Raw genomic sequence first — 20734 nt, forward strand, 5'->3', positions numbered from 1 at the left:
TGTGTCACAAGCTCTTTAGCAGATTGTCGAGTTCGTCCTGGCCGAGATCCATCAGCGGGAAATCAGAAATGCTGTAACCAGCATCTGAACCATCAAGGCAATGCTGGATCAGCGTTTCGAGATTGTCCCGGAAATGGCCGGCCAGCATCTTGATGGTGTCCCCGGAATACAGCTGCGCACCATAGACCCATTGCAATTGCAATTCGCCGCGCACCACCATGGCATTGATCTCGAGGATCGTATCGCGCGGGTTGCCGGGACCGTACATCGGACCGGAGGTGATGCCGGAGGGAGCAAACAGGCTGTCGGCCCCGAACATGGCATCCATCTGGCCGAGATAGTTGAAGCGGACCTGCGGTTGGCCGTAGTCCAAATGCTCACCCCTGTTGCGAAGATATTTCAGAGCACCGAAACCCACACCATTATTGGGAATTCGCCGCAGGGTGTCCTTGACGTCGAGAAGCAGGCGGTCTGGCGTAGCGTCATCGGGCGTATCGAACAACACGGGATAAAGCGCGGTCAGCCACCCCACCGTTTCGGAAACGTCGATATCCTCGAACAGATGCGGTCTGCCGTGGCTTTCCATTTCGAGGCGCAGGCGTGGCTTTCCGCTCCATTGCCGCAGCGCCAGATAAAGGGCTGCGACCAGAACTTCGTTCGAGGCGATGCTGAAGCATTCCGGCACATCCCGAAGCAGTTGCCTTGTTGTTTCGGCATCGATCGTCTGGCGGTACGTCACCGCATCCGATTGAGTATTGCTGCCACTCTGGTTGTCGAGCGGCAGCGCCTGCACGTCTTCTTCGCAGATGCCGCGCCAATATGCCTCCTCTCCATCGAAAAGCACCGACTGTGAAAGCCGGCTGTTCCAGCTGCCCGCCGCGACCGCGCCGGAGCGGATGGTGCCCGTTTCCAGATAATGCCGCTCGATATCCGCGACGATCATTCGCCAGGACACGCCATCGACGATGAGGTGGTGGGCCGCGAGGATGAGGCGCCCGGAACCATCGGGCAATGTCGCGAAAATCGTGCCGAAAAGAGGCCCGGCACCAAGGTCGAAGCCGGCGTGGAGCTTTTTGGCAAAATCCGTGACGTCGTTCTCATCCGTGGCGGCCAGTCGCTGCATGAGGGGCATCGCCGAAATGGGGGCGAATTTCTGTTGCCATTGCCCGTTTTCACGCAAAAATCGGGCGCGAAGCGACTGATGTTCGTCGAGAACTCTGGCGATCGCCTTTTCGAGCCGGTCGAGATCGAGAGATCGGGTGGGTTTCAGGATCAGTCCCTGGTTCCAGTGGGAGAGATCGGGCAGGTCCTGATCCAGAAGCCAGCGCTGAATCGCGCCGAGCGTAGCTTCGCCATCGGCATGACCGTTTTCGGCCGCCGCAGTGCTTTCCGTGCGTGTCGCTTCTGCGAGCGATGCGAGCGTGGGGTGGAGGAACACGTCGCGCGGGGTCATCTTCACCCCCTTCTGGCGGGCCTGTGAAACCAGCTGGATGGCAAGGATGGAATCGCCGCCGAGCGAGAAGAAATTGTCGTTTCGCCGGATGTCTCCGCAACCGAGCAAGCCTTGCCATATCTGCGCCAGCACGTTTTCCTGGTCATTGAGCGGACTTGCAATTTCACCGGAGCGCTCGCCATGGGCTGCCGGGTCCGGCAGCGCGGATCTATCCAGCTTGCCGTTCGGCAGGCGTGGAAGCGCGTCGAGCCTCGTCGCAAGCACGGGAATGAAATGCTCGGGCAGGCGTTGCCGGAGAATTGCGACAAGTTTGGCGATTTCGAGGGCAGGATCACCGGCAATCCACATTGCCAGGCGCGGATGATTGGAGGCGTCGCGCCAGAGCCCGGCAACGGCCTCGTGCACCCCTTCCTGCTGAAGCAATACAGCCTCAATTTCACCCGGTTCGATACGAAAACCGTTGAGCTTCAACTGCCGGTCGCCGCGCCCCATGTAATCGAGGCCACCATCATCACGTCTGCGCACGACATCGCCGGTCTGATACATGACGCGGTGTTCGCTGCAATCGGCAAAAGGGTTGGGCAGAAAACGCTCGGCGGTCTGGCCGGGCCGGTTCCAGTAGCCACGCGCCAGCCCGCTGCCGGACAGGAACAATTCACCGGGAACTCCAACCGGCACCTCGTTTAACTCGCCGTCGAGTACATAGGCGCGGGTATTGGCAATCGGCACGCCGATGCCGAACCATTCTCCCGATTTGGGCACCGGCGCCACCGTCGAATACGTCGTGTCTTCCGAGGGGCCGTACAGGTTATAGAGGCTTTCGACATGGTCGTTGGCGTATATCCGCGCGACAAGTTCACGCGGCAGCGGCTCTCCCGCAAGGCAAACCGTTTTCACGCTCTCCGGCAGGGGCCCGAGTTTGAGCAGCTCGGACATTGGCGTCGGAACGGTGTTCACCAGCGTTACTTCACCTGAAAACGGTGCGCTCGGGAAAGCGAAGAGATCGTCCACCATGAAGATGCGTCCACCCGCCGCAAGCGTCGCAAATATTTCGAAGATCGAAAGATCAAAGCAGATCGAGGTGGAGGCGAGCACGCCGGACAGCTGGTCGCCGGTGAAGCTGTGCAGGCACCATTGCACGAAAGCGACGGCGTTGCGATGTTCGATGGCCACGCCCTTCGGCCTGCCGGTCGAGCCTGATGTATAGATGATATAGGCAAGATCGGAGCCTGACGTCGCTGGCGTCGGCACGGCCCCGCCTGCCAGACTTTCCACCATACCCGGCGTCATGCAGCGGAAATTCTGTCCGACAGCCGAAATATCATCCTCTGTCGTGACCAGAATGAGTGCCAGATCGGCGTCCGCGGCGATGAATTCTATGCGGTCGGCGGGGTAACGCGGGTCGAGCGGCACATAGGCCGCGCCGGTGCGAAGAACGGCCAATATGGCGACCACCAGCCCCACGCTTCTTTCAAGGCGGATGCCGACGCGTTTCCCATTGCTTATGCCGGCTGCGGTGAGCCCGCTGGCGAGCCGGTCGGCTCTTCGGTCAAGTTCGGCATAGGATAGGCTCCGGTCCTGATCGGTAACGGCTATTGCCTGCGAATTGGCGTCAGCATTCGCTTTCACGAAGTCGTGCAGGCAGCGCCGCTGCGGCTGAAATGCCGCCTCCGTCTCGTTCCATTGCCGCAGCCTTTTCTGCTGGCTGACCGACAGCAGGGAGAGCCTGTCGAGTGGCACATCAGGATGTTCGACAATCTTTTCAAGCAGGGCGACCAGCGCATCACCAAGAGATTCCATGGTTGAGCGGCGGAAAAGATCGCTGCGATATTCCAGACGGCACGAAAGTTCGTGCGCCGTTTCATGGATGAACAATGTCAGGTCCACACGCGACGACGTATCGGGAAGCACCAGTCTTTCCCAATCCATGCCGGCAAGCGAAATGGCTTCGCGCCGGGTTTCGACGGTCGAGACGAGCATGGCCTGGAACAGCGGGTTGTGGCTCCATGTCCGGGGTAGTGAGAGCGCATCAACCACTTTCTCAAACGGCGCGGCCTGGTTGGCGAAAGCGCTTAATGCCGTGTCGCGGGTTGCCTTCAGTGCGTTATTGAAGCTCTCACCGCCCTGGGTCTGTAATCGGATCGCCAGCGTATTGGCAAACATCCCGATGATGTTTTCCAGATCGGGGTGGAACCGCTCGGATACCGGTGTCCCGATGACGATATCGCGCATGCCGCTGGCGCGCTGGAGCAGCGTCGAGAACGCCGTCAGCATTCCCATGAAGAGGGTAGCGCCTTCGCGGTCGCAGAGTTTTCGCAATCCTGCGAGCAAAACTGCGTCGAGCGAAAAGCGAATGCTGTCACCCGAGAAGCCCTGTATGGCGGGCCGCACAAAATCCGTCGGCAACTCCAGCAACGGCGGAGCGCCGGCAAGTGTTTTATGCCAATAATCGACCTCACCCTTCGTGTCCTGTTCCCGCTGCCAGATTGCAAAATCCGCATATTGCAGCGGCAGCGCCCCGTCTGGCGGTGCGGTTTTCTTTAAGAGGGACCCGTAAAACTCAGCAACGTTGTTCAGCAGAATTTCCGCTGAAAGGGCGTCACCGATGATGTGGTGCAATATGAAAAGCAGAACATGGTCTTGCGGGCCGGTGCGGAAGGCGTGAATGCGCAGCAGCGGAGCAACGGCAAGATCGAATGGCCGGCGCGCGCAATCGAGCAGGGCGGCCTCGAGTTCCCTATCGCCGATCTCTTCTGGCACGATCCGGAATGTCATCTCGGGGTCAGTCTCGACGAATGGCTTGCCATCGACGGAGACGAACCGGCTGCGCAGGATATCCTGTCTCTGCGCCGTCAGTTCCAGCGCATGCGAGAGGATTGCAAAATCGAGCGGTCCCCTGATCTTCAGGGCAAACGGAATATTATAAAGCGGGCTGTCCGGTTCAAGCTGCGCCAGCGCCCATTGCCTGTTCTGTGCATGCGACAGTGGTGTTCGACCGGTATGGTTCCTCTTTACCAGTCCGGATGAACCCGGTTCCGATCCGCGTCCGGTGATGGCCACCAGCGCATCGACGGCACCGGCAAATTCCGCAAGTCTGGGTTTCTCAAAAATGGTGCGCAGCGGCAGGTCAACGGTAAAGGACGTCCGCAAACGCGCCAGCATCCGCGTCGCCAGCAGGGAATGGCCGCCAACCGTGAAAAAATTGTCGTCGCGGCCGATCTTTTCGGCGCTGAGCAATTCACGCCATATGGCTGCAACCATCTGCTCGGTGCCGTCGCGCGGAGCGGCATAGGCGGCTGACGAGACGATCTGTTTCGGTCGTTCAAGCCGCTTGCGATCGATCTTGCCATTGGCGTTTAATGGAAAACTGTCCATCCAGACATAGGCTGAGGGAAGCATGTAGGAGGGAAGCTGTGCCGCGAGCACTGTGCGGATCGCTTCCTCGTCCACCACGCCTGTCCCGCGGCGGCAATAGGCGACGAGGGTGCCCGAGCCTTCCTCATCCTGCCAAAGGGTAACGACGGCCTGTTCGATGGATGGCTGCGAGGCGAGGATCGCCTCGATCTCGCTGAGTTCGATGCGGAAACCGCGAAGCTTGACCTGAAAATCGGCGCGGCCGACATAAAGAAGGTGCCCGGCGGCGGAACGCCGCATCAGGTCACCGGTTCGGTATAGCCTTGACGTTTCAGGCCGACCGTTCGGGCCTGCGGCTGGGCCTCGAACGAATGCGCGCGACGTCAGATCGTCCCGGTTGAAATAGCCGGGGCTCAGACCTTCGCCGCCGATATACAGTTCTCCGACAACGCCTGCCGGTACCGGCATCAGCGCGTCATCGAGCAAATGCAGCTGCGTGTTGGCGATCGGCTCGCCGATCGGTAGGGCAGGAAGTTCCAGATGTTCGGGGGTTATGCGAGTGCAGGTGGACCAGATCGTTGTTTCGGTCGGGCCGTAGAGGTTCCACAATTCGCCGCCGGTCTCCAGCAGGCGGCGGGCAAGGCCCGGCTCGAGCGCCTCGCCGCCGCAAAGCATCCTGAAACCCGCCGGAGCCTTCCAGTCGGCATCTGCCATCAGTCGCCATGTCGCGGGGGTTGCCTGCATCATCGTCGCGCCATGGTTCCGGATAAGTTCCGAAAGGGCCATATCGTCATAGACATCATCGGATTCGGCGATGATCAGCAGGCCGCCGACCATGAGCGGCATCAAAAGCTCGAGGGTAGCAATGTCAAAGGCCGGCGTGGTGACGGCGAGGAACCGGTCTTCCGCAGACATCCCCGGCCGTCTCGCCATGCTGGTCAGAAGATTGACCAGGCTTTTCTGTCGGATCGGCACGCCTTTCGGCCTGCCCGTCGAACCCGATGTGTAGATGATATAGGCCAGATCGTCAGGCAACGTCTCGCGGTGCGGATTGCTGAAGGAGCCGTTTGCACGCAGCAGAGGTTCAATCGCCATGCAATCGCATGGATATGCCGCTTTCGCAGCGTCATCGTCAGCTTCGCTGACGAGAATGATGTCAGGCTTGCAGTCCTCGAGAATGAGTGAGCGCCGTTCCGCCGGGTGCCCGGGATCGAGAGGCACATAATGGCCTCCGAGTTTCAGCACCGCGAGGATGGCGATGACGAGATTTTCGGAACGTGGCAGGCAGATGGCGATACGGGGATGGGTTTTGCCGTTGCCGATGCGATCACGCAAACCGGACGCCACGCGGTTGGCGGCATCATTGATATCACTATGGGAGTATTGCCGGTCGCCGCAGCGCACGGCCGCAAACGAGCCGCGCGCCTTCGCCGTATCTTCCAGCAGCGCTGCGACATCTCTCAATGGAAAGGCGGTGGTCGTCCGGTTGGCAGCCGCTATGGCCGCATGCTCTGTCTCGTCCAGCAGGTCTATTTCGGCGATGCGACCGCCGGGATTTGACACGAGCCCGCCGAGCAGTCTCATGAAATAGTCTGAGAAGCGTGCCACCGTCTCAGGCAGGAAAAGTTCGGTATTGAATTCGAAAATGCCGCTGAAACCTTCGGTACCTCGTCCCTCGTGCATGTCGAGGCTGAGATCGAAACGCGACGCGCCTGAATCGAGCGCGATCGGCGTGACCTTGATATCGCCGAGGTCGAAAGTTGCACCCGAGGCGTTGTGAAGCACGAAAGTCGACTGGAACAGGGCGTTATGGCCGATGTCACGCTCGACATTCAGCGCATCCACCACCTGCTCAAAGGGGACATCCTGGTTCGACAGGGCTTCAAGCGTCGTCTTCCGAACCCGTTCGAGCAGCGCATCGAAAGTGTCATTCGGTTGCAGGCGCGTCCGCATGACGAGATTGTTGACGAACAGCCCGATGAGGTTGCGGGTCTGCGCCCTGTTGCGGTTCGATGCCGTCGTGCCGATGCAGATGTCGTCGGATCTCGAAAGGCGGGCGAGCAGAATTTGATAGGCCGCCAGCAGCACCATGAATGTTGTCAGTTTCCGGCTTTTCGCCAGATCCTTGATGGCGGCGGAGAGGTTCGGCCCAAGGTGGAACTTGTGCCGGGCGCCGCGAAACGCCTGCGTCACCGGCCGGGCGAAATCGAACGGAAGTTGTAGCAGCAGCGGTGCGTCACGAAGCTGTTCGCGCCAGTAATCGACCTGGCCGGAAAGCTCCGCGGTGCCGTTGCGCTGCCATTCGGCATAGTCGCGATACTGGATATCGAGTGCCGGAAGCTGGCCGGTGGCAGGAGATCCGGACGCGCTATAGAGCCTGTGGACCTCGTCGATGAGGATCTGCAATGAGGCGTAGTCGGAAATGATGTGATGGATGACCATGACGAGGATATGCTCGTCAGGTGCGACGGAAAACAGGCCAACGCGAAACAGCGGACCTTGCGAGAGCTCGAACGGCTCCCGCGCGAAGCGGCCTATGGTGGCATCGCGTGCGGTCTCGTCATCGCCCGGTTGGTGAAAGCTGAAGTCTGCCGTTGACCGGGAGGAAATGACCTGGAATGGCTCTCCGTCAATAACCTTAAAAACCGTCCGCAGGCTTTCATGGCGCTCTACGACGATATCGAAGCAGGTCTTCAGCCTGTCGCGGTCGAGCGGACCTTTCAGCCTGATGGCCAGAGGTATCGAATATGCGCCTGAGCCGGGCTGCATCTGCTCGACGAACCAGATACGTTCCTGAGCATGGCTCAGGCGGAAATTCTTTTTTTCGGATGCCTGCTGTCCGGCCATCATGCGCTGCAGAAGCTGGCGCTTTTCATCTGCGGTCAGTCGGGAAATATCCATTGTGTTCACGTCTACTGGTCCTTTTGGCCGGAGAGCAGCTGCTCCAGCATTTTATCCACGTCATCATCGGAAAGGTCGCTTACGGATGTCTGCGCGGCGATCGGGGAAATTCCCGCCTCCACGCCGCCCGGCAGGGACGGTGAAAGAGAGTCGAGCAATTCCGACTGGGCTTTGACGGTGGTGGCCCCGAAGAGCTGAGCGAGCGTCAGGTGCACCGAAAACTCCTGCCTTATGCGCGACAGCAGCTGCATGATCGTCAGGGAATCGCCGCCCGCTTCGAAGAAGTTGTCCTCCACGCCGGCGCTGTTACTGGACAGGAGCTCGTGCCAGATCGCCAGCAATGCGGCCTCGTTTTCCGTTGCCGGAGCAACGCTGTGGTGTGCTCTCGCGCCCGGTGCGGGCAGGGCCTTTCGGTCAACCTTGCCGTTGGCGCTGAGAGGCAACCGCTCCATGATCACGAATTCGCGCGGGACCATATAGGCGGGAAGTTTTGCGGCAAGAAAGGCGCGCAGCCGCTCAGAGAGGGTTTCACCCCGGATTTGAGCGGATGCCTGCCACTGTGTGCTCCATGCGGGATCGATGGAACCGCCGGCCAGCACGTAAAGCGGCTCCTCATCTTCTTCGGTTGCCAGTGCCGATGCGATGGCGGTCAGATCGACGCCGCCGGCCGCGCACAGGCCGATATCGAGACGCGGTGCATGCAGCATCATCACCTGCGCCATATGGCCGGCTTCCAGCAGGCAGAAGTCTCTGGCCTTTTGCCCGTAGCTGCGCGCCATGGCCGCCTTGAGGCCGGCGAAAACCACGAGGAAAGCGCTTTGCCTGACGATATCGTCGCTTTTGCCAGCGATTGCCGCGATCTGTTCCTGCGAAACGGCCGCCAGAAATTCCAGCCGGTGTTCGGCGGGATGATGACGATACCAGCCGGCGGACAGCCCGTCGATCCGGCCGTCCTGGACCAGAATATGGGTCTGAACCGGATAAAGTCCGCCCGCTGACGGGTAAAGCGCCTTTTTCAGCGGTGTGCCGGGGACATTGAAGGCCCTTATGCTGGCGAGCAGATGGCCGACGCTCTGAAGCTCTGCCGGGGCGGTCAAAAACCGGCGATGACTTTGCCGGGCGATCGCTTCGTGGAACAGGCCGTCCGGCGTGGCCAAATCGATGGTCCTTCCGGCATCGCCCAATCTGCCATCGGCCAAGCCGCCATCACCTGACCGGCCGGCCTTCGCTTCCAGTTTGCCGATGAGGCTGCCTTGGGTATCTGGAACGATATAGGCAACGAGGGCAGGTGGCTGGCCTGTCGTCGTTACCACGGCTTCGGCGACATTTTCATTTTGCAGCAGCGCGGTCTCGATTTCCCCGAGCTCGATCCTGAAGCCGTTGACCTTCACCTGGAAATCTTCACGCCCCAGAAACTCCAGCAGTCCCTCCGGCCGCAGCCGCCCGAGATCGCCGGTTTCGTAAAGCAGCAGCGCGCCATTTCCAGCCTCTTCTTCGTCCGCAAAACTGTCGGGAATGAAGCGATCGGCGGTCAGCTGCGGCCGCCCCCAGTAACCACGCGCGACACCGATGCCGCCGATAAATAGCCGGCCGGTGACCCATGGCGGGCAGGGCCGCCCCTGATCATCGAGGACATACCAGCGCTGGTTCGCCAGCGGCTGGCCATAGGGGATGCTCGTCCAGTCCCGCAGTGTTTCGCCGATCGGGTGGAAAATCGACCAGATGGAAGCTTCGGTTGCCCCGCCGAGGCTGATGAGATCGGCATCTGGCAATTGTGCTTTCAGGGAGGGAGGCAGGCTGACGGGAATCCAGTCTCCGCTCATCATGATCAGGCGCAGGGGTGGTTTTTCCTTGAGCGCCGGCAGCTCGGCCAGCAGCAATTGCGCAAGGGCCGGCACCGAGTTCCATACAGTCACCCGATGTTGCAGTAGAAGCTTCATCCAGCGGGCATTATCCGACACTTCCTCGCGTACGGGAATGACGATGGCGCCGCCAACCGCAAGCGGACCGAATATATCGTAGACCGAAAGATCGAAGCTCAGCGACGAGAGCGCGAAAACCCGGTCCTCAGTGGAAACGCCAAAGCGGCGATTGATGTCGAGGATCGTATTCAGCGCACCGCGATGATCGATCATGACGCCTTTCGGTTTGCCGGTCGAGCCCGAGGTGAAGATGATATAGGCGAGATCCGATGGTTTGGTCACTGACGGTGAAGGTCTGGCTCCGCCATCTTCGGGGACCGCGATCACGGTTACCCGCTGCGGCCAGTCGCCTCCTTCGGCGATGACGAGATCGGCCGCCGTGTCTTCCACAAGCTCGAAACGCCGCTGCGCAGGCAGGTCGGGGTCAACAGGCACATAGGCCGCGCCGCTTGCCAGAATACCGAGGCAGGCGATCACCTGACCTGCGCCCTTCGGCAGAGAAACGGCAACCCGGTCATTCGGACCTGCTCCGGCCTTCTGCAGATCAGCCGCCAGCGCCAGCGCCCGTTCGGCCACCTGTCCGTAGGTCAGTTCGATGCCGCCTGCGCAGACGGCGATCTTGTCAGGGCTTTCCGCAGCTCTCTCGAAAAATGCCTCATGCAGGAGCTGCGTGTCGTCGGGAAGCGCGATTTTCGCCCTGTTGTTCAGCGTTTCGAACGCCTGGCAATCAACGATATCAGGCTCGGTCTGCCATGCCGCGTCGTCGCTGGCCAGCGCCCGCAGCAGGGTCTCATAGGCGGCAAACATCATGTCCAGCATGGCAGGCGGAAAGAGTTCCTCGACCGCATCCCAGTTATAGACGAGCTCGCCCTGATCTTCGGAAACCTGATGGTCGAGATAGACCTGCGGCGTCTGGCTGACACTGTCCACCAGTCGGGTATCGAGACGTGGAGCGTTGTCGTCTCTCGATGACTGGCCCAGAACGCTGGTGAAAACCACGGGCATCAGGGCGCCGCCGGAGCGGCCGTTCTGTTTCGCCAGTTCGCGAAGCACGGAAACACCGCTGAAAAGCCGGTGTTCCAGATCTTCCATCAGGCGCAACTGAACCTGACGGGCACGCGTGGTGAAGTCGGCGCGGGCCGAAAAATCGAGCCCCAGCAGGAGTGACGCCGTGAAATCGCCGACGATCCTTTCCACGTCCTGATGAACCGGCTCGCGATTGAAGACGGTGAGATTGAGGGTGAAATCCTGACGCCTGCTCCAGCGCGCCAGAACCTCCGCAAAGATCGTCATGATCGCGGCTGTCGGGGTGAGGCCGGCGCTCTGGGCCAGTTCCTTGAAGCGTGACCAGTCTTTCGCGGCAAGCCGGCTCCGGCGACGCGTGAAGCGCGGATGCTCGATCTGCGATGGGTTGCATGCCAGCGGCAGATCCGGTGAGGCTGGCAGGGCGGCTATCCGGGCAGACCAGTGCTCCCGCGCCCGCTCATAGGCTGCACTGTTATGCGCGGATTTCTCAAACAGAACATAATCCCGGAATGTCAGTCCGATTTCGGGAAGCGCGCGTTTCTGCATGAGCGCCGCGAGCTCGGTACCCATCAATTTCAGCGACCAGGCGTCACCGATGAGAACATCGAAACTGACGAACAGCCTCGTCGTTTTTTCATCGAGCCGGGCAGCTTCGATGTGAAACAGCGGCCAGCGGTCCGCCTTGAAAATATTGTGAGACAGCCTGTTTCTGATGTCCAACAGGCACGTGGCCCGATCGGCCGCATCACGCAGGTCCACGACCGGCAGCGCGTAATGGGGAACGTCTGCCAGCACGCGCTGCCGCCCGTCGGCATCAACGATCGCGCGCAGCATGTCGTGGCGCGCGACAAGACCGTTTATGGCGTTTTCCAGCGCACCGGTATCGAGATTGTCGATATCGAATTCCCGATAGCCGTGGGAACCGACGCTGCCGAGTTCGAAACCCTGGTTGCGGCCGATCCAGTATGCATGCTGGATATCCGTCAGCGGAAACGGCTCATGGCGGTCTTCAGGATTATGGACCACCGCAAGCCCGTCGACGCTGAGGGCGTCCGCGGCCTCATTATCAAGCCGGTTTGCCAGCCCAGCGATTGTCGGTGTCTCGAAAATTGCCTTCAGCGGCAGTGAAACCCCGAAATCGGCCTTGATGCGGGCAATGATCCTGATAGCGAGGAGTGAGTGACCACCCATCTCGAAGAAGCTGCGCTCGACATCGATCATGCTGGTTTGAAGGACGTCCTGCCATATGGCTGCAAGCCGTTCCTCAACATGGTTTCGCGGCGCGGTACCGCTTCCCTCTGGCGTCTTTATTTCAAGTGCGCGCAGGGCGCTCCGGTCAATCTTGCCGTTCGGCAGATGCGGCATGGCCGGCAGGATGGTCCATAAGGCCGGGACGAGGTGGGAGGGCAGCTGCCTTGCCAGTGCAGAGCGGATGTCGTCCACCGTCAGCTGTCGCCCAGCATCGAGTGAAATATAGGCGGCCAGCTGGCGTTCCGGGCTTGCTTCATCGCCTATGACTGCAATGACGGCCTCGTTGACGCCATCGATATCCTCAAGCCGGTGCTCGATCTCGCCGGTCTCGATCCGCAGGCCCCTGATCTTGACCTGATTATCGAGACGTCCGTGGAATTCCAGCGCGCCATCCGCGCGGCGTCTGACCCGGTCGCCGGTGCGGTAGAGATAGGCGGACGACCTGCCGGAAAAAGCGTCGGGAACGAAACGCTCGGCCGTCTGGCCCGGGCGTCGCAGATATCCGCGGGTGACGCCGGCTCCGCCGAGATAAAGTTCGCCCGCAAGACCGTCAGGCCGGAGACGTCCGGCACGGTCGAGGACATAGGCTTCCGTTCCGGGCAGGGGTGCGCCGATGGAAACCGTTTTTTCCCCGGTGACGGCGCAAACCATCGCACCAGTCGAATAGGTCGTATCTTCCGAAGGCCCGTAGAGATTGTGTATGCGCGCCTGCGGTGCCTTCTTCGCCAGTTCTTCAAGCAGGACCGGCGGCAGCGGCTCCCCGGCGAGATTGATGGTGCGAACGGATGTCGGAAGCGTGTCGTGGCGCAGATATTCGCGCAGCAAGCTCGGAACGGTGTTGATCAGGCTGACCTCGGCGACATGCTGCAAACGCGGCAGATCGAAGAGCGTGTTGGCCAGAACCACCTGGCCGCCGCAGGAAAGCGTGCCGAAAATCTCGAATATGGAGAGATCGAAGCACACTGAGGTCGATGCCAGGACACCTGCCAGCTCGTCACCGGTGAAATTGCTGCCGGTCCACTGCATGCGGGCGGCGGCATTGCCATGCGTGATCGCCACGCCCTTCGGTCGTCCCGTCGAGCCTGATGTATAGATGATATAGGCGAGATCGGCCGGATCGCAGGCGTGAGCGGCGGAAAAGACCGCATCGGGAAGTTTGCCGACCTCAAGGAGGGTCAGTTCATCCGTGGCGTCGAATGCCAGCCGGTCGCTATCCGTCAGGACGACCCTGATGGCCGCATCCCGTGCAATGAAGGCAAGCCTCTCGGACGGATAGTCCGGGTCGAGCGGCACATAGGCCGCGCCGGCTTTCAACACACCGAACAGGGCCGCGATGAGATCCGGCGTGCGCTGCATGCAGACCCCGACGATGGAGCCGCGGCCAAACCCGCCGGCGGCGAGCGCAGCGGCAATCGCGTCGCTTCGCTGATCGAGCTCCCGATAGGTGAGGCCGCCATGTTCGCTGGCCACTGCGGATTTTTCCGGTGTACGCGCCACCTGCGCCGTCAGCATCTCGTGCAGGCAAAGCCCGTTGGGTGCAAGAGCCTGACCGGCAGACCGGCGGATCTGCTCCTGCTGCTCGTCGTCGCAAAGAAGGGAGAATTCCGATATCCGGCGGGCGGGGTCCTCGGCGATCGTGCGCAATACATGTTCGAAACGCCGCCAGATCGTAGCAACCGTCTCCTCATTGAAGAGATCGGTTGCATATTCGATCTTGCCGCCGATGTCGGGGTCATTGTCCTCGAGGTTGAAGCGGATTTCGTTTTTTGCAGCACCATCGGGCAGGCGCAGTGTCTCGATGGCAAGACCGTCGAGTTCAGGCAATCTTGCCAGATTGTGCTGAAGATCGAATTTTGCCTGAAACAGCGGCGTCATCTCGGACAGGGAGCGTTTTGGATTGAGAGCCTCGACGATCCGCTCATAAGGCACGTCCTGGTTCGCCAGACCGGTGCGGACGGTCTCGCCGACGCGCTGCAGCAGGCCGGAGAAATCCGGATTACCCGCAAGATCGGTACGCAGCACCAGCGTGTTGACCAGAGGGCCGATCATCGCCTGGGTTTCCGGCCGGTCGCGGTTTGCGACTTCGCTGCCCACGACGATGTCGTCGCTGTCGCAATAGAGATGCAGCACCAGTTTGAAAGCGGAGAGAAGCAGAACGTAGAGGCTGACATTATGTGCCCGTGCCAGCGCCCTCAGTTGTCCTGAAAGTGCAGGGTCGACGGAAACCGCAAATTGTGCGCCGAAGAAAGTGGCGATGGCCGGTCGCGGACGGTCGAATGGCAGGTCCAGCACCGGCAGATCCGTTCCGAGCGCCTTTTTCCAGTATGCGAGCTGGTTTTCAAGCACCGGGCCGCGCAGCATCTTTCCCTGCCAGATCGCCCAGTCGGCATATTGAACGCGAATATCAGGCAGATGGTGTGACTGGCCGGTCGTCTCCTTGTAGAAGCCCGCGAGGTCACGGGCGAGCACGGTCATCGACCACCGGTCGCCGGCGATGTGATGCAGCCCGACCGCCAGCAGATGATCTTCGGCCGAAAGGCGCACCAGCATTGCGCGCAATTGCGGATTTCTCAGGTCACAGGGTTCGGAAAGCCGTTGCAGGATGTGCTGTTTGGCTGCGGCTTCCGCATCGGTGCCCTGCGTGAGGTCGAGGAATTCGATTGCCGCGTCGCCGACCGCCAGAATATCCTGCTCCGGAAAGCCGTCGGCGCCGGGAATGAAGCGCGTTCGCAGCGGTTCATGCCGTTGTACGACCTTCGCCAGCGCCTCTTCCAGCGCCGTCCTGTCGAGTTTTCCGCGAAACCGCAGGATACTGCGCATATTGTAAGCCGTGTTGTCAGGTTCAAGCTGCTGCATGAACCACAGGCGTTGCTGCGCAAAGGACAGGGGCCGATCACCATCGCCTTCCTCGCGTCCCGGAATGACAGAGTCGAGAGCCGACTGATATCCCCGCTCGGCAAGACGCTGCTCTATCAGGCGACGGCGCTCGGGTGAAAGGTTCGCGAGTTTGGCGTAGAATTCGTTCATCGTGCTTCTGCTCCTCCAAGCGCGCTCTGGACTTCACTGTCGGAAAGGCTTTCGATTTCCATCAACAGCGCTGCCATCTCGTCCAGGTCGCCTTCATCAGGCATATGGGCGGTAATCATGCTCGCCACGCGGGCGACCGTCGGGTTTTCGAAGAGGAGTTCGCGCATTTCGATCTTGACCGGGAATGTTTCCCTGAGCTTGGCGACAACGCGGATGGCCAGAAGCGAGTGGCCGCCCAGCTCATAAAACCCGTCATCGACGCCGATCCCGCTCACGCCGATCAGTTCTTCGAAAATGCCCGCGACTGTGGTTTCGGTGTGGGTGCGTGGGGCGATGAAGGGTGTGGACATCGCCGGCCTTGCGCGCCCCGAAACAGGCGCTTTCGACAGCTGCGCCTTCTTGACCGCCGTCGGGGCAACGGTGATGTCGCTGCGCGAAAGCATCGTTGTGCCGGTAATGCCGTTCTCGATGATCCTTCTCGTCAGGTCCCAGGCATCATCAGAGGCAACCGCATAGGCGTTGGTGTCGAGCGATGAACGTTTGCCGGTGGCCAGCACATCAATGAGCGGATAACCAATGGCGAACCAGGGCATTCTCGCGCTGCGCGACTGGGCAGCCACAAGCAGCTCCACCGCCTGATATCCCGATGCATAGGCGGCCAAGCCCACACCGCCGATGACGGTTGCAAGCGATGACTGGATGCAGCAGAAACCTGCCCGCCGTTGCTCCATCGCCTTTATGAGCGCCTGCAGCGGCGCGATGCGAACCGCTTCATTGTAACTGAGATGCGTGTCGTCCATCATTGAGAGCGGCGCTGCCGCCTGCCGGTTTGCCTGAGGCATGCTCAGAAAAATTCCGTCGATCCGGCCATGCCTCGAAACCACCTCATCGAGTGCCGCGCCGATGGCAACCGGATCATTGCAGTCGATCCGGCGCGTATCGAGAGCTGCGTCCAACTGAATGGCGGTCTCCGCATCCTTGATGGAGTGCAGCACGGACAGGCGTGTGCCAGATATTTTCGCCAGATGATCCAGCCAGACAGTGCCGACACCTTCGGCGATATTGCCGATCACGACATAAATGCCGTTTTTCTTCAGGCGGGCGGCTGCCTGCGGTTCAGGCAGGTCGAGCGGCGCAAATCCATGCGACCAGCGATGCGGCCCCCTTATGGCGACCACTGGACCGCTTCCGTTGAATTCCGCCAGAAGGCGGTCCGCAATCGCCTGATCCGCCATGTCCTGCGCCACCATGATATCGATGTGCCTGCAGGTCAGATCTTCATATTCCTGGCCCGCAACCTTCAGGATGCCCGGCAACTGAGACTGCAGCTCGTCGAGATTTTCCAGACCGGTGACATCCGTTGCGCCATTGGTCACCAGCGTCAGATTACTTTTGTGCCCCTGTGCGGTGAGCGCCCGCACGAGATTGAGCAGGGTCGTAACCTCGTCCCGCCGGCCGGGCTTCAGCGGCCAGAGATATAGGATGTCCTGTGGCAGAGCCCCGCGTTCGCCGAGAGTCTCGAGCAGCCGGGCAAAATCCGCCGCGGAATGTCCGGCAAGGCTGAAGCAGCGGAAATCGCACTCGTCGAACCTGTCGCCTTCAATGGCGCGATAGGCCTGAGCGCCGGCGCCTTCCAGCCGTGCGGCGAGGGATTTGCCGATGCGTCCTTCATCAAGGATCAGGACACGGCGGTTTCTGCAATCTGCCGGGGTTGCCGCCGGCAGGCGCTGCCATGTCGGACGATAGATTCTGGCGCTGTCGACGGCGGTGGAGGCGGGCGCCTGGTTTTCTGCCGTCTGGGCGGAAATCCAGTAACGCTGCCCCTGAAACGGATAGGTAGCGAGTGGCACGCGGCTGCCTTCAGCCGATACGGCCTGCCAGTCGAGATGTCCCCCGGTCCGCCAGTATTGTCCCAGTGCGGCAAGGTACTGGCCCGTCTCGTTTTCCGGTCTGGCACGGCCAAGGCACGGTATGATCCGGTCTTCCGCGATAGCCTGTTCGCTGATGAGACCCGACAGTGCCGAGCCGGGTCCGGCCTCGATGAAGACTGTATTGTCGATGCCGAGAAGGGTTCGCATCCCCTCGTCGAAACGCACGGTCTGTTCCAGATGTCTGGCCCAGTAATTCGGATCCGTCGCCTGCGAGGCGCTCAGCCAGGTTCCCGTCACATTGGAGATCATCGCAATGGATGGCGGGGAAAGCCTGACATTTCGCAGTTCCTCCAGATAGCGCGCTGCGGCCTGCGCCATCATCGGCGAATGGAACGCATGTCCGGTCTTCAGCCGCCGCGTCACGTAACGTGCCTGTTTGAGTTCCGTTTCGAGCCTTGCGATGGCGTCCGTACTGCCTGAAACGACGCTGAGGCCCGGCGCATTGCTGGCCGCCAGGGCGATGTCCGCGTTAAGCCAGCGGTCGATCGGCGCGTCGGGATGAACGACCGCAAGCATTGCACCGGGGGCGGCCTGTTGCATCAACCGGCCGCGCGCCACCACAAGCGAAAGTGCCGTATCCAGATCGAAGACGCCCGCCAGGCAGGCAGCTACATATTCGCCGATGCTGTGGCCATGGAGCGCCTGCGGTATCACACCCCGCGCCATCCATGCCTTTGCAAGGGCATATTCCACGGCAAACAGCGCCGGCTGGGCAAAATCCGTATTATGGATATCCTCATGTCCGGCAAAGAGATCAGCGCGGAAATCGCGTTGCATGATCTTGGAAAGACGATCCGCGCAGGCATCGAAAGGCGCACGGAAAAGCTCCACCCGCTCGTAGAGATCCTTGCCCATTCCGGCATATTGGCTTCCCTGTCCGGGAAACAGGAAAACCGCGGACGGCGTGCCGCCGGCAATGGATGGTTTTTGCGCAGCAAGACGGTGCAGTTCCGTTGCGGCTGACGCCAGATCATCCGCAATCAGCGACTGGCGATGGCTGAAAGCTTTCCGGCCATGACGCAGCGTGAAGGCAACGTCGTTGATCGCAAGTTCCGGGTTCGCCTCGAACGCTTTCGCCTGTGCCGAAAGCAGTGCCGAGAGGGCTGCATCATTGCGCGCTGAAAATACCAGAAGCTGCGGCGATGCCGGTTGCGTCTTGGCGCGCGCGCCTGCGTCGGTTGGTGCCTCTTCCAGCACCAGATGCGCATTCGTTCCGCCGATACCGAGAGAACTGATGCCGGCTCTCCGGGGGCTTTCCACCGCATCCCAGTCTCGCAGGGCCGTATTGACCGCAAAGGGGCTTGCCGGGAAGTCGATCTTAGCGTTTGCCTGCTTGAAATGAAGGCTTGCGGGGATTTTGCCGTGCTTGAGGCAAAGCACGGTCTTGATGAAACCAGCAATGCCTGCGGCGGTATCGAGGTGGCCGATATTGGTCTTCACGGAGCCGATGGCGCAATATCCGGTGCGCGTCGTCGTCTTGCGAAAGGCCTGCGTCAGCGCCGCGATCTCGATGGGGTCGCCCAGCGATGTTCCCGTGCCATGCGCTTCGATATAACCGATGGAATCGGCCGATATTCCCGCAGCTGCATGGGCCTCGCTTATGACCATGGCCTGGCTGTCCACCTGCGGCGCGGTAAAGCTCGCCTTCAGCGCGCCGTCATTGTTGATGGCTGAACCGATGATGACGGCATCGATCGTGTCGCCGTCTGCAAGCGCATCTTCAAGACGCTTGAGCACGACGACGCCGACGCCGCTGCCGGGAACGGTTCCGGCGGCATCCGCATCGAATGCCCGGCAATGCCCGTCAGGAGACAATATTCCGCCTTCGCGCGCTACATATCCGTGCGAACGGGAAACCGTCACGCCGCCCGCAAGCGCAATATCGCATTCGCCCGCAATGAGGCTCTGGGCCGCGACATGGATGGAAACAAGCGATGAGGAGCAGGCCGTCTGCACCGTCATGGCAGGTCCGCGCAGATTGAGCTTGTAAGCCGTGCGCGTCGCCAGAAAATCCTTGTCGTTGGCGACGAACAGTTCAAAGGGGCTGATCGATTGGCGCACCGCGGCATTGGCGTGCAGGTTCAGAAGATAGGTGTTGAAGCCGCTCGAGGCATAGACGCCGATGGAACCGTCGAAAGTGTCGCCCTGATATCCGGCGCGCTCCAGCGCCGCCCAGGCGCATTCGAGAAACAGGCGCTGCTGCGGATCGAGAATCTCCGCCTCGCTGGGGCTGTAGCCGAAAAATTCGGCGTCAAACTGGTCGGCGCCCTCCAGCGGCGCTGAAGCCCGCACGAAATCCGGATCGATGAGCTGCTCGGGCGGAACACCCAGCGCGCTGAGTTCCTCGTCGGTCCATTCTTTGACCGACTCCCGGCCATGAACCAGATTATCCCAGAAGCTCTCAATGTCGGAGGCTCCCGGAAAGCGGCCTGCCATACCGATGACGGCGACCCGAAAGGCATTCCGATCCTGGTTTGAAGCGCTGGTATAGTCGGACATATGCAGTTCTCGCTGGATTAGAAATTGAACACGCACGTTACTTGTGGAACGGGCAGCCTTTTTTGGGCGGATCGATCATGCCGAGGCGACCGCGTTCGAAACGCTGGAGCGTATCGATTGCCTTCCGGTCGCCGTATCGCAGGCTTCCGGCGTCGGAGCCCACGAAACGTGAGCAGACGCCGACATGCCCTTCCGCCAGATATTTGTAGGCTGCGACGAATTCCGCGTGTGCGTCATGGAGTTCGACCGGCAGGGTGGCGAACACGTCCTTCATTTCACGCCAGACCTGAATGAGGACGGCATGATCAAACGACATCAGCCCGCTGAAATCATCGGATTCGACTGATGGCGGCGTCATGGAGACGCGGATGGTATTTTCGTAATCCGCCTTGCTGAAGCTGGCGGCGAGGTCCATGGAGCTGGCAGATGTGCGCAGAAGCACCGCGGCGGCCCGCAATTCCCCGTCTGCTTCGGCATGGTTGCCCTCATGCATCTGCATATTGAAACGACGAAGGCACAGAACCAGCCCCTGCACGTTCATGAAAAACGCCCAGTGGAATTCGCGCCAGATCCGGGAAGGCGAGGGGGAAGCAATGGTCATCTTGCACACTCCACGCCAAAGCACCTTGCAAGAAGCCTTGCATGAACCTTAAAACCATCAAACTGGGCTTTGGCGGCCTTTTCCGACAGGTGTGGCGCCCGGCAGAAAAGATCGGTAACCGACAGCGCGACCTGCAGGAAGCTGCGCAGCAGAACATGGGCGGGCTGGGCCGTGGTAATGCGGTTCACGCGGAAATACCGGTCGTAGTCATTGGCGTGAAAGGACGTCAGCGGCAGGCCGCTGATATCCACGACGCCGGGATCGGACATCGGCTTTTCCATGTTGCCCAGAAGCGCGGCGATGCGCGCGCGGCATTCGGAATGATGCAGCGTGAACGCTTCGAGTGCCTCGCAGATGATGTGCTGCAGGCGGGCTCTTTCGTGTTCTTCCGGCACCATTACCGGTGCCAGTGCCTCCGGCAGGAGCAGATCAAGAATGGCATCCTGCGCAAGCCAGTCCCTGTCCGGTCCGGCGTCCTCGCGGGGCACCGGGCTTGGCCATGGTTGATCGTCCATGGGGTCACGTCCTATTCTTGCACGCTGGTTGTGTTTACGGCCTCGCCGTCCATCAGCCGCCGCAAACTCAAGGGGCGCATGTCGGTCCACTCCACCTCGATATGATCGAGGCACGCCTGCTTCGATCCGGAAAAGCCGCTCGGTCGCCAACCTGTCGGTACCGCCTTGTAGACCGGCCATATCGAATATCGCTCCTCGTCGCTGATCACGACGTTGTAGTGCAGGTCTTCAGCCGGGGTCTGGGAACTCATGGT

The 20734-nt window shown here is 60.7% G+C and carries 6 protein-coding genes; all 6 read right to left on the reverse strand.

Features of this window, described 5'->3' with window-relative positions; translation table 11 throughout:
• Positions 1–4: 4 nt before the first annotated feature.
• Genes PL640_RS20565 through PL640_RS20590 form a run of 6 tightly spaced genes read right to left on the reverse strand, consistent with a single transcriptional unit; the run spans position 5 to position 20731 of the window.
• Positions 5–7708 (reverse strand): non-ribosomal peptide synthetase, encoded by a 7704-nt coding sequence (locus tag PL640_RS20565; RefSeq protein WP_271363376.1) that lies wholly within the window; start codon positions 7706–7708, stop codon positions 5–7.
• 11 nt (positions 7709–7719) lie between these two features.
• The gene (locus PL640_RS20570; protein WP_271363301.1) at positions 7720–14934 is read right to left on the reverse strand and encodes a non-ribosomal peptide synthetase; all 7215 of its coding nucleotides are present in this window, start codon (positions 14932–14934) and stop codon (positions 7720–7722) included.
• Positions 14931–19364, reverse strand: a complete 4434-nt coding sequence (locus tag PL640_RS20575; protein ID WP_271363303.1) for a type I polyketide synthase — start codon at positions 19362–19364, stop codon at positions 14931–14933. Before PL640_RS20575 ends, PL640_RS20570 begins: the two co-directional genes overlap by 4 nt.
• A gap of 37 nt (positions 19365–19401) precedes the next feature.
• Positions 19402–19965 carry a siderophore biosynthesis protein gene (locus tag PL640_RS20580; RefSeq protein WP_271363304.1) on the reverse strand — a complete coding sequence of 188 codons (564 nt, stop codon included), beginning with the start codon at positions 19963–19965 and terminating at the stop codon, positions 19402–19404.
• Positions 19962–20480 carry a siderophore biosynthesis protein gene (locus PL640_RS20585; protein WP_271363306.1) on the reverse strand — a complete coding sequence of 173 codons (519 nt, stop codon included), beginning with the start codon at positions 20478–20480 and terminating at the stop codon, positions 19962–19964. Before PL640_RS20585 ends, PL640_RS20580 begins: the two co-directional genes overlap by 4 nt.
• Before the next feature lie 11 nt (positions 20481–20491).
• Positions 20492–20731, reverse strand: coding sequence for an MbtH family protein (locus PL640_RS20590; protein WP_110760101.1), 240 nt, complete (start codon positions 20729–20731; stop codon positions 20492–20494).
• Positions 20732–20734: the final 3 nt, after the last annotated feature.

Source organism: Agrobacterium sp. ST15.16.024, from assembly GCF_027956545.1.
Classification (GTDB): Bacteria; Pseudomonadota; Alphaproteobacteria; order Rhizobiales; family Rhizobiaceae; genus Agrobacterium; species Agrobacterium cucumeris.

What these genes read in the sequence shown, in the direction of transcription:
- PL640_RS20565 (WP_271363376.1), bottom strand. Translation starts at nt 7,708, where the DNA reads ATGGATATTTCCCGACTGACCGCAGATGAAAAGCGCCAGCTTCTGCAG.
- PL640_RS20570 (WP_271363301.1), bottom strand. Translation starts at nt 14,934, where the DNA reads ATGAACGAATTCTACGCCAAACTCGCGAACCTTTCACCCGAGCGCCGT.
- PL640_RS20575 (WP_271363303.1), bottom strand. Translation starts at nt 19,364, where the DNA reads ATGTCCGACTATACCAGCGCTTCAAACCAGGATCGGAATGCCTTTCGG.
- PL640_RS20580 (WP_271363304.1), bottom strand. Translation starts at nt 19,965, where the DNA reads ATGACCATTGCTTCCCCCTCGCCTTCCCGGATCTGGCGCGAATTCCAC.
- PL640_RS20585 (WP_271363306.1), bottom strand. Translation starts at nt 20,480, where the DNA reads ATGGACGATCAACCATGGCCAAGCCCGGTGCCCCGCGAGGACGCCGGA.
- PL640_RS20590 (WP_110760101.1), bottom strand. Translation starts at nt 20,731, where the DNA reads ATGAGTTCCCAGACCCCGGCTGAAGACCTGCACTACAACGTCGTGATC.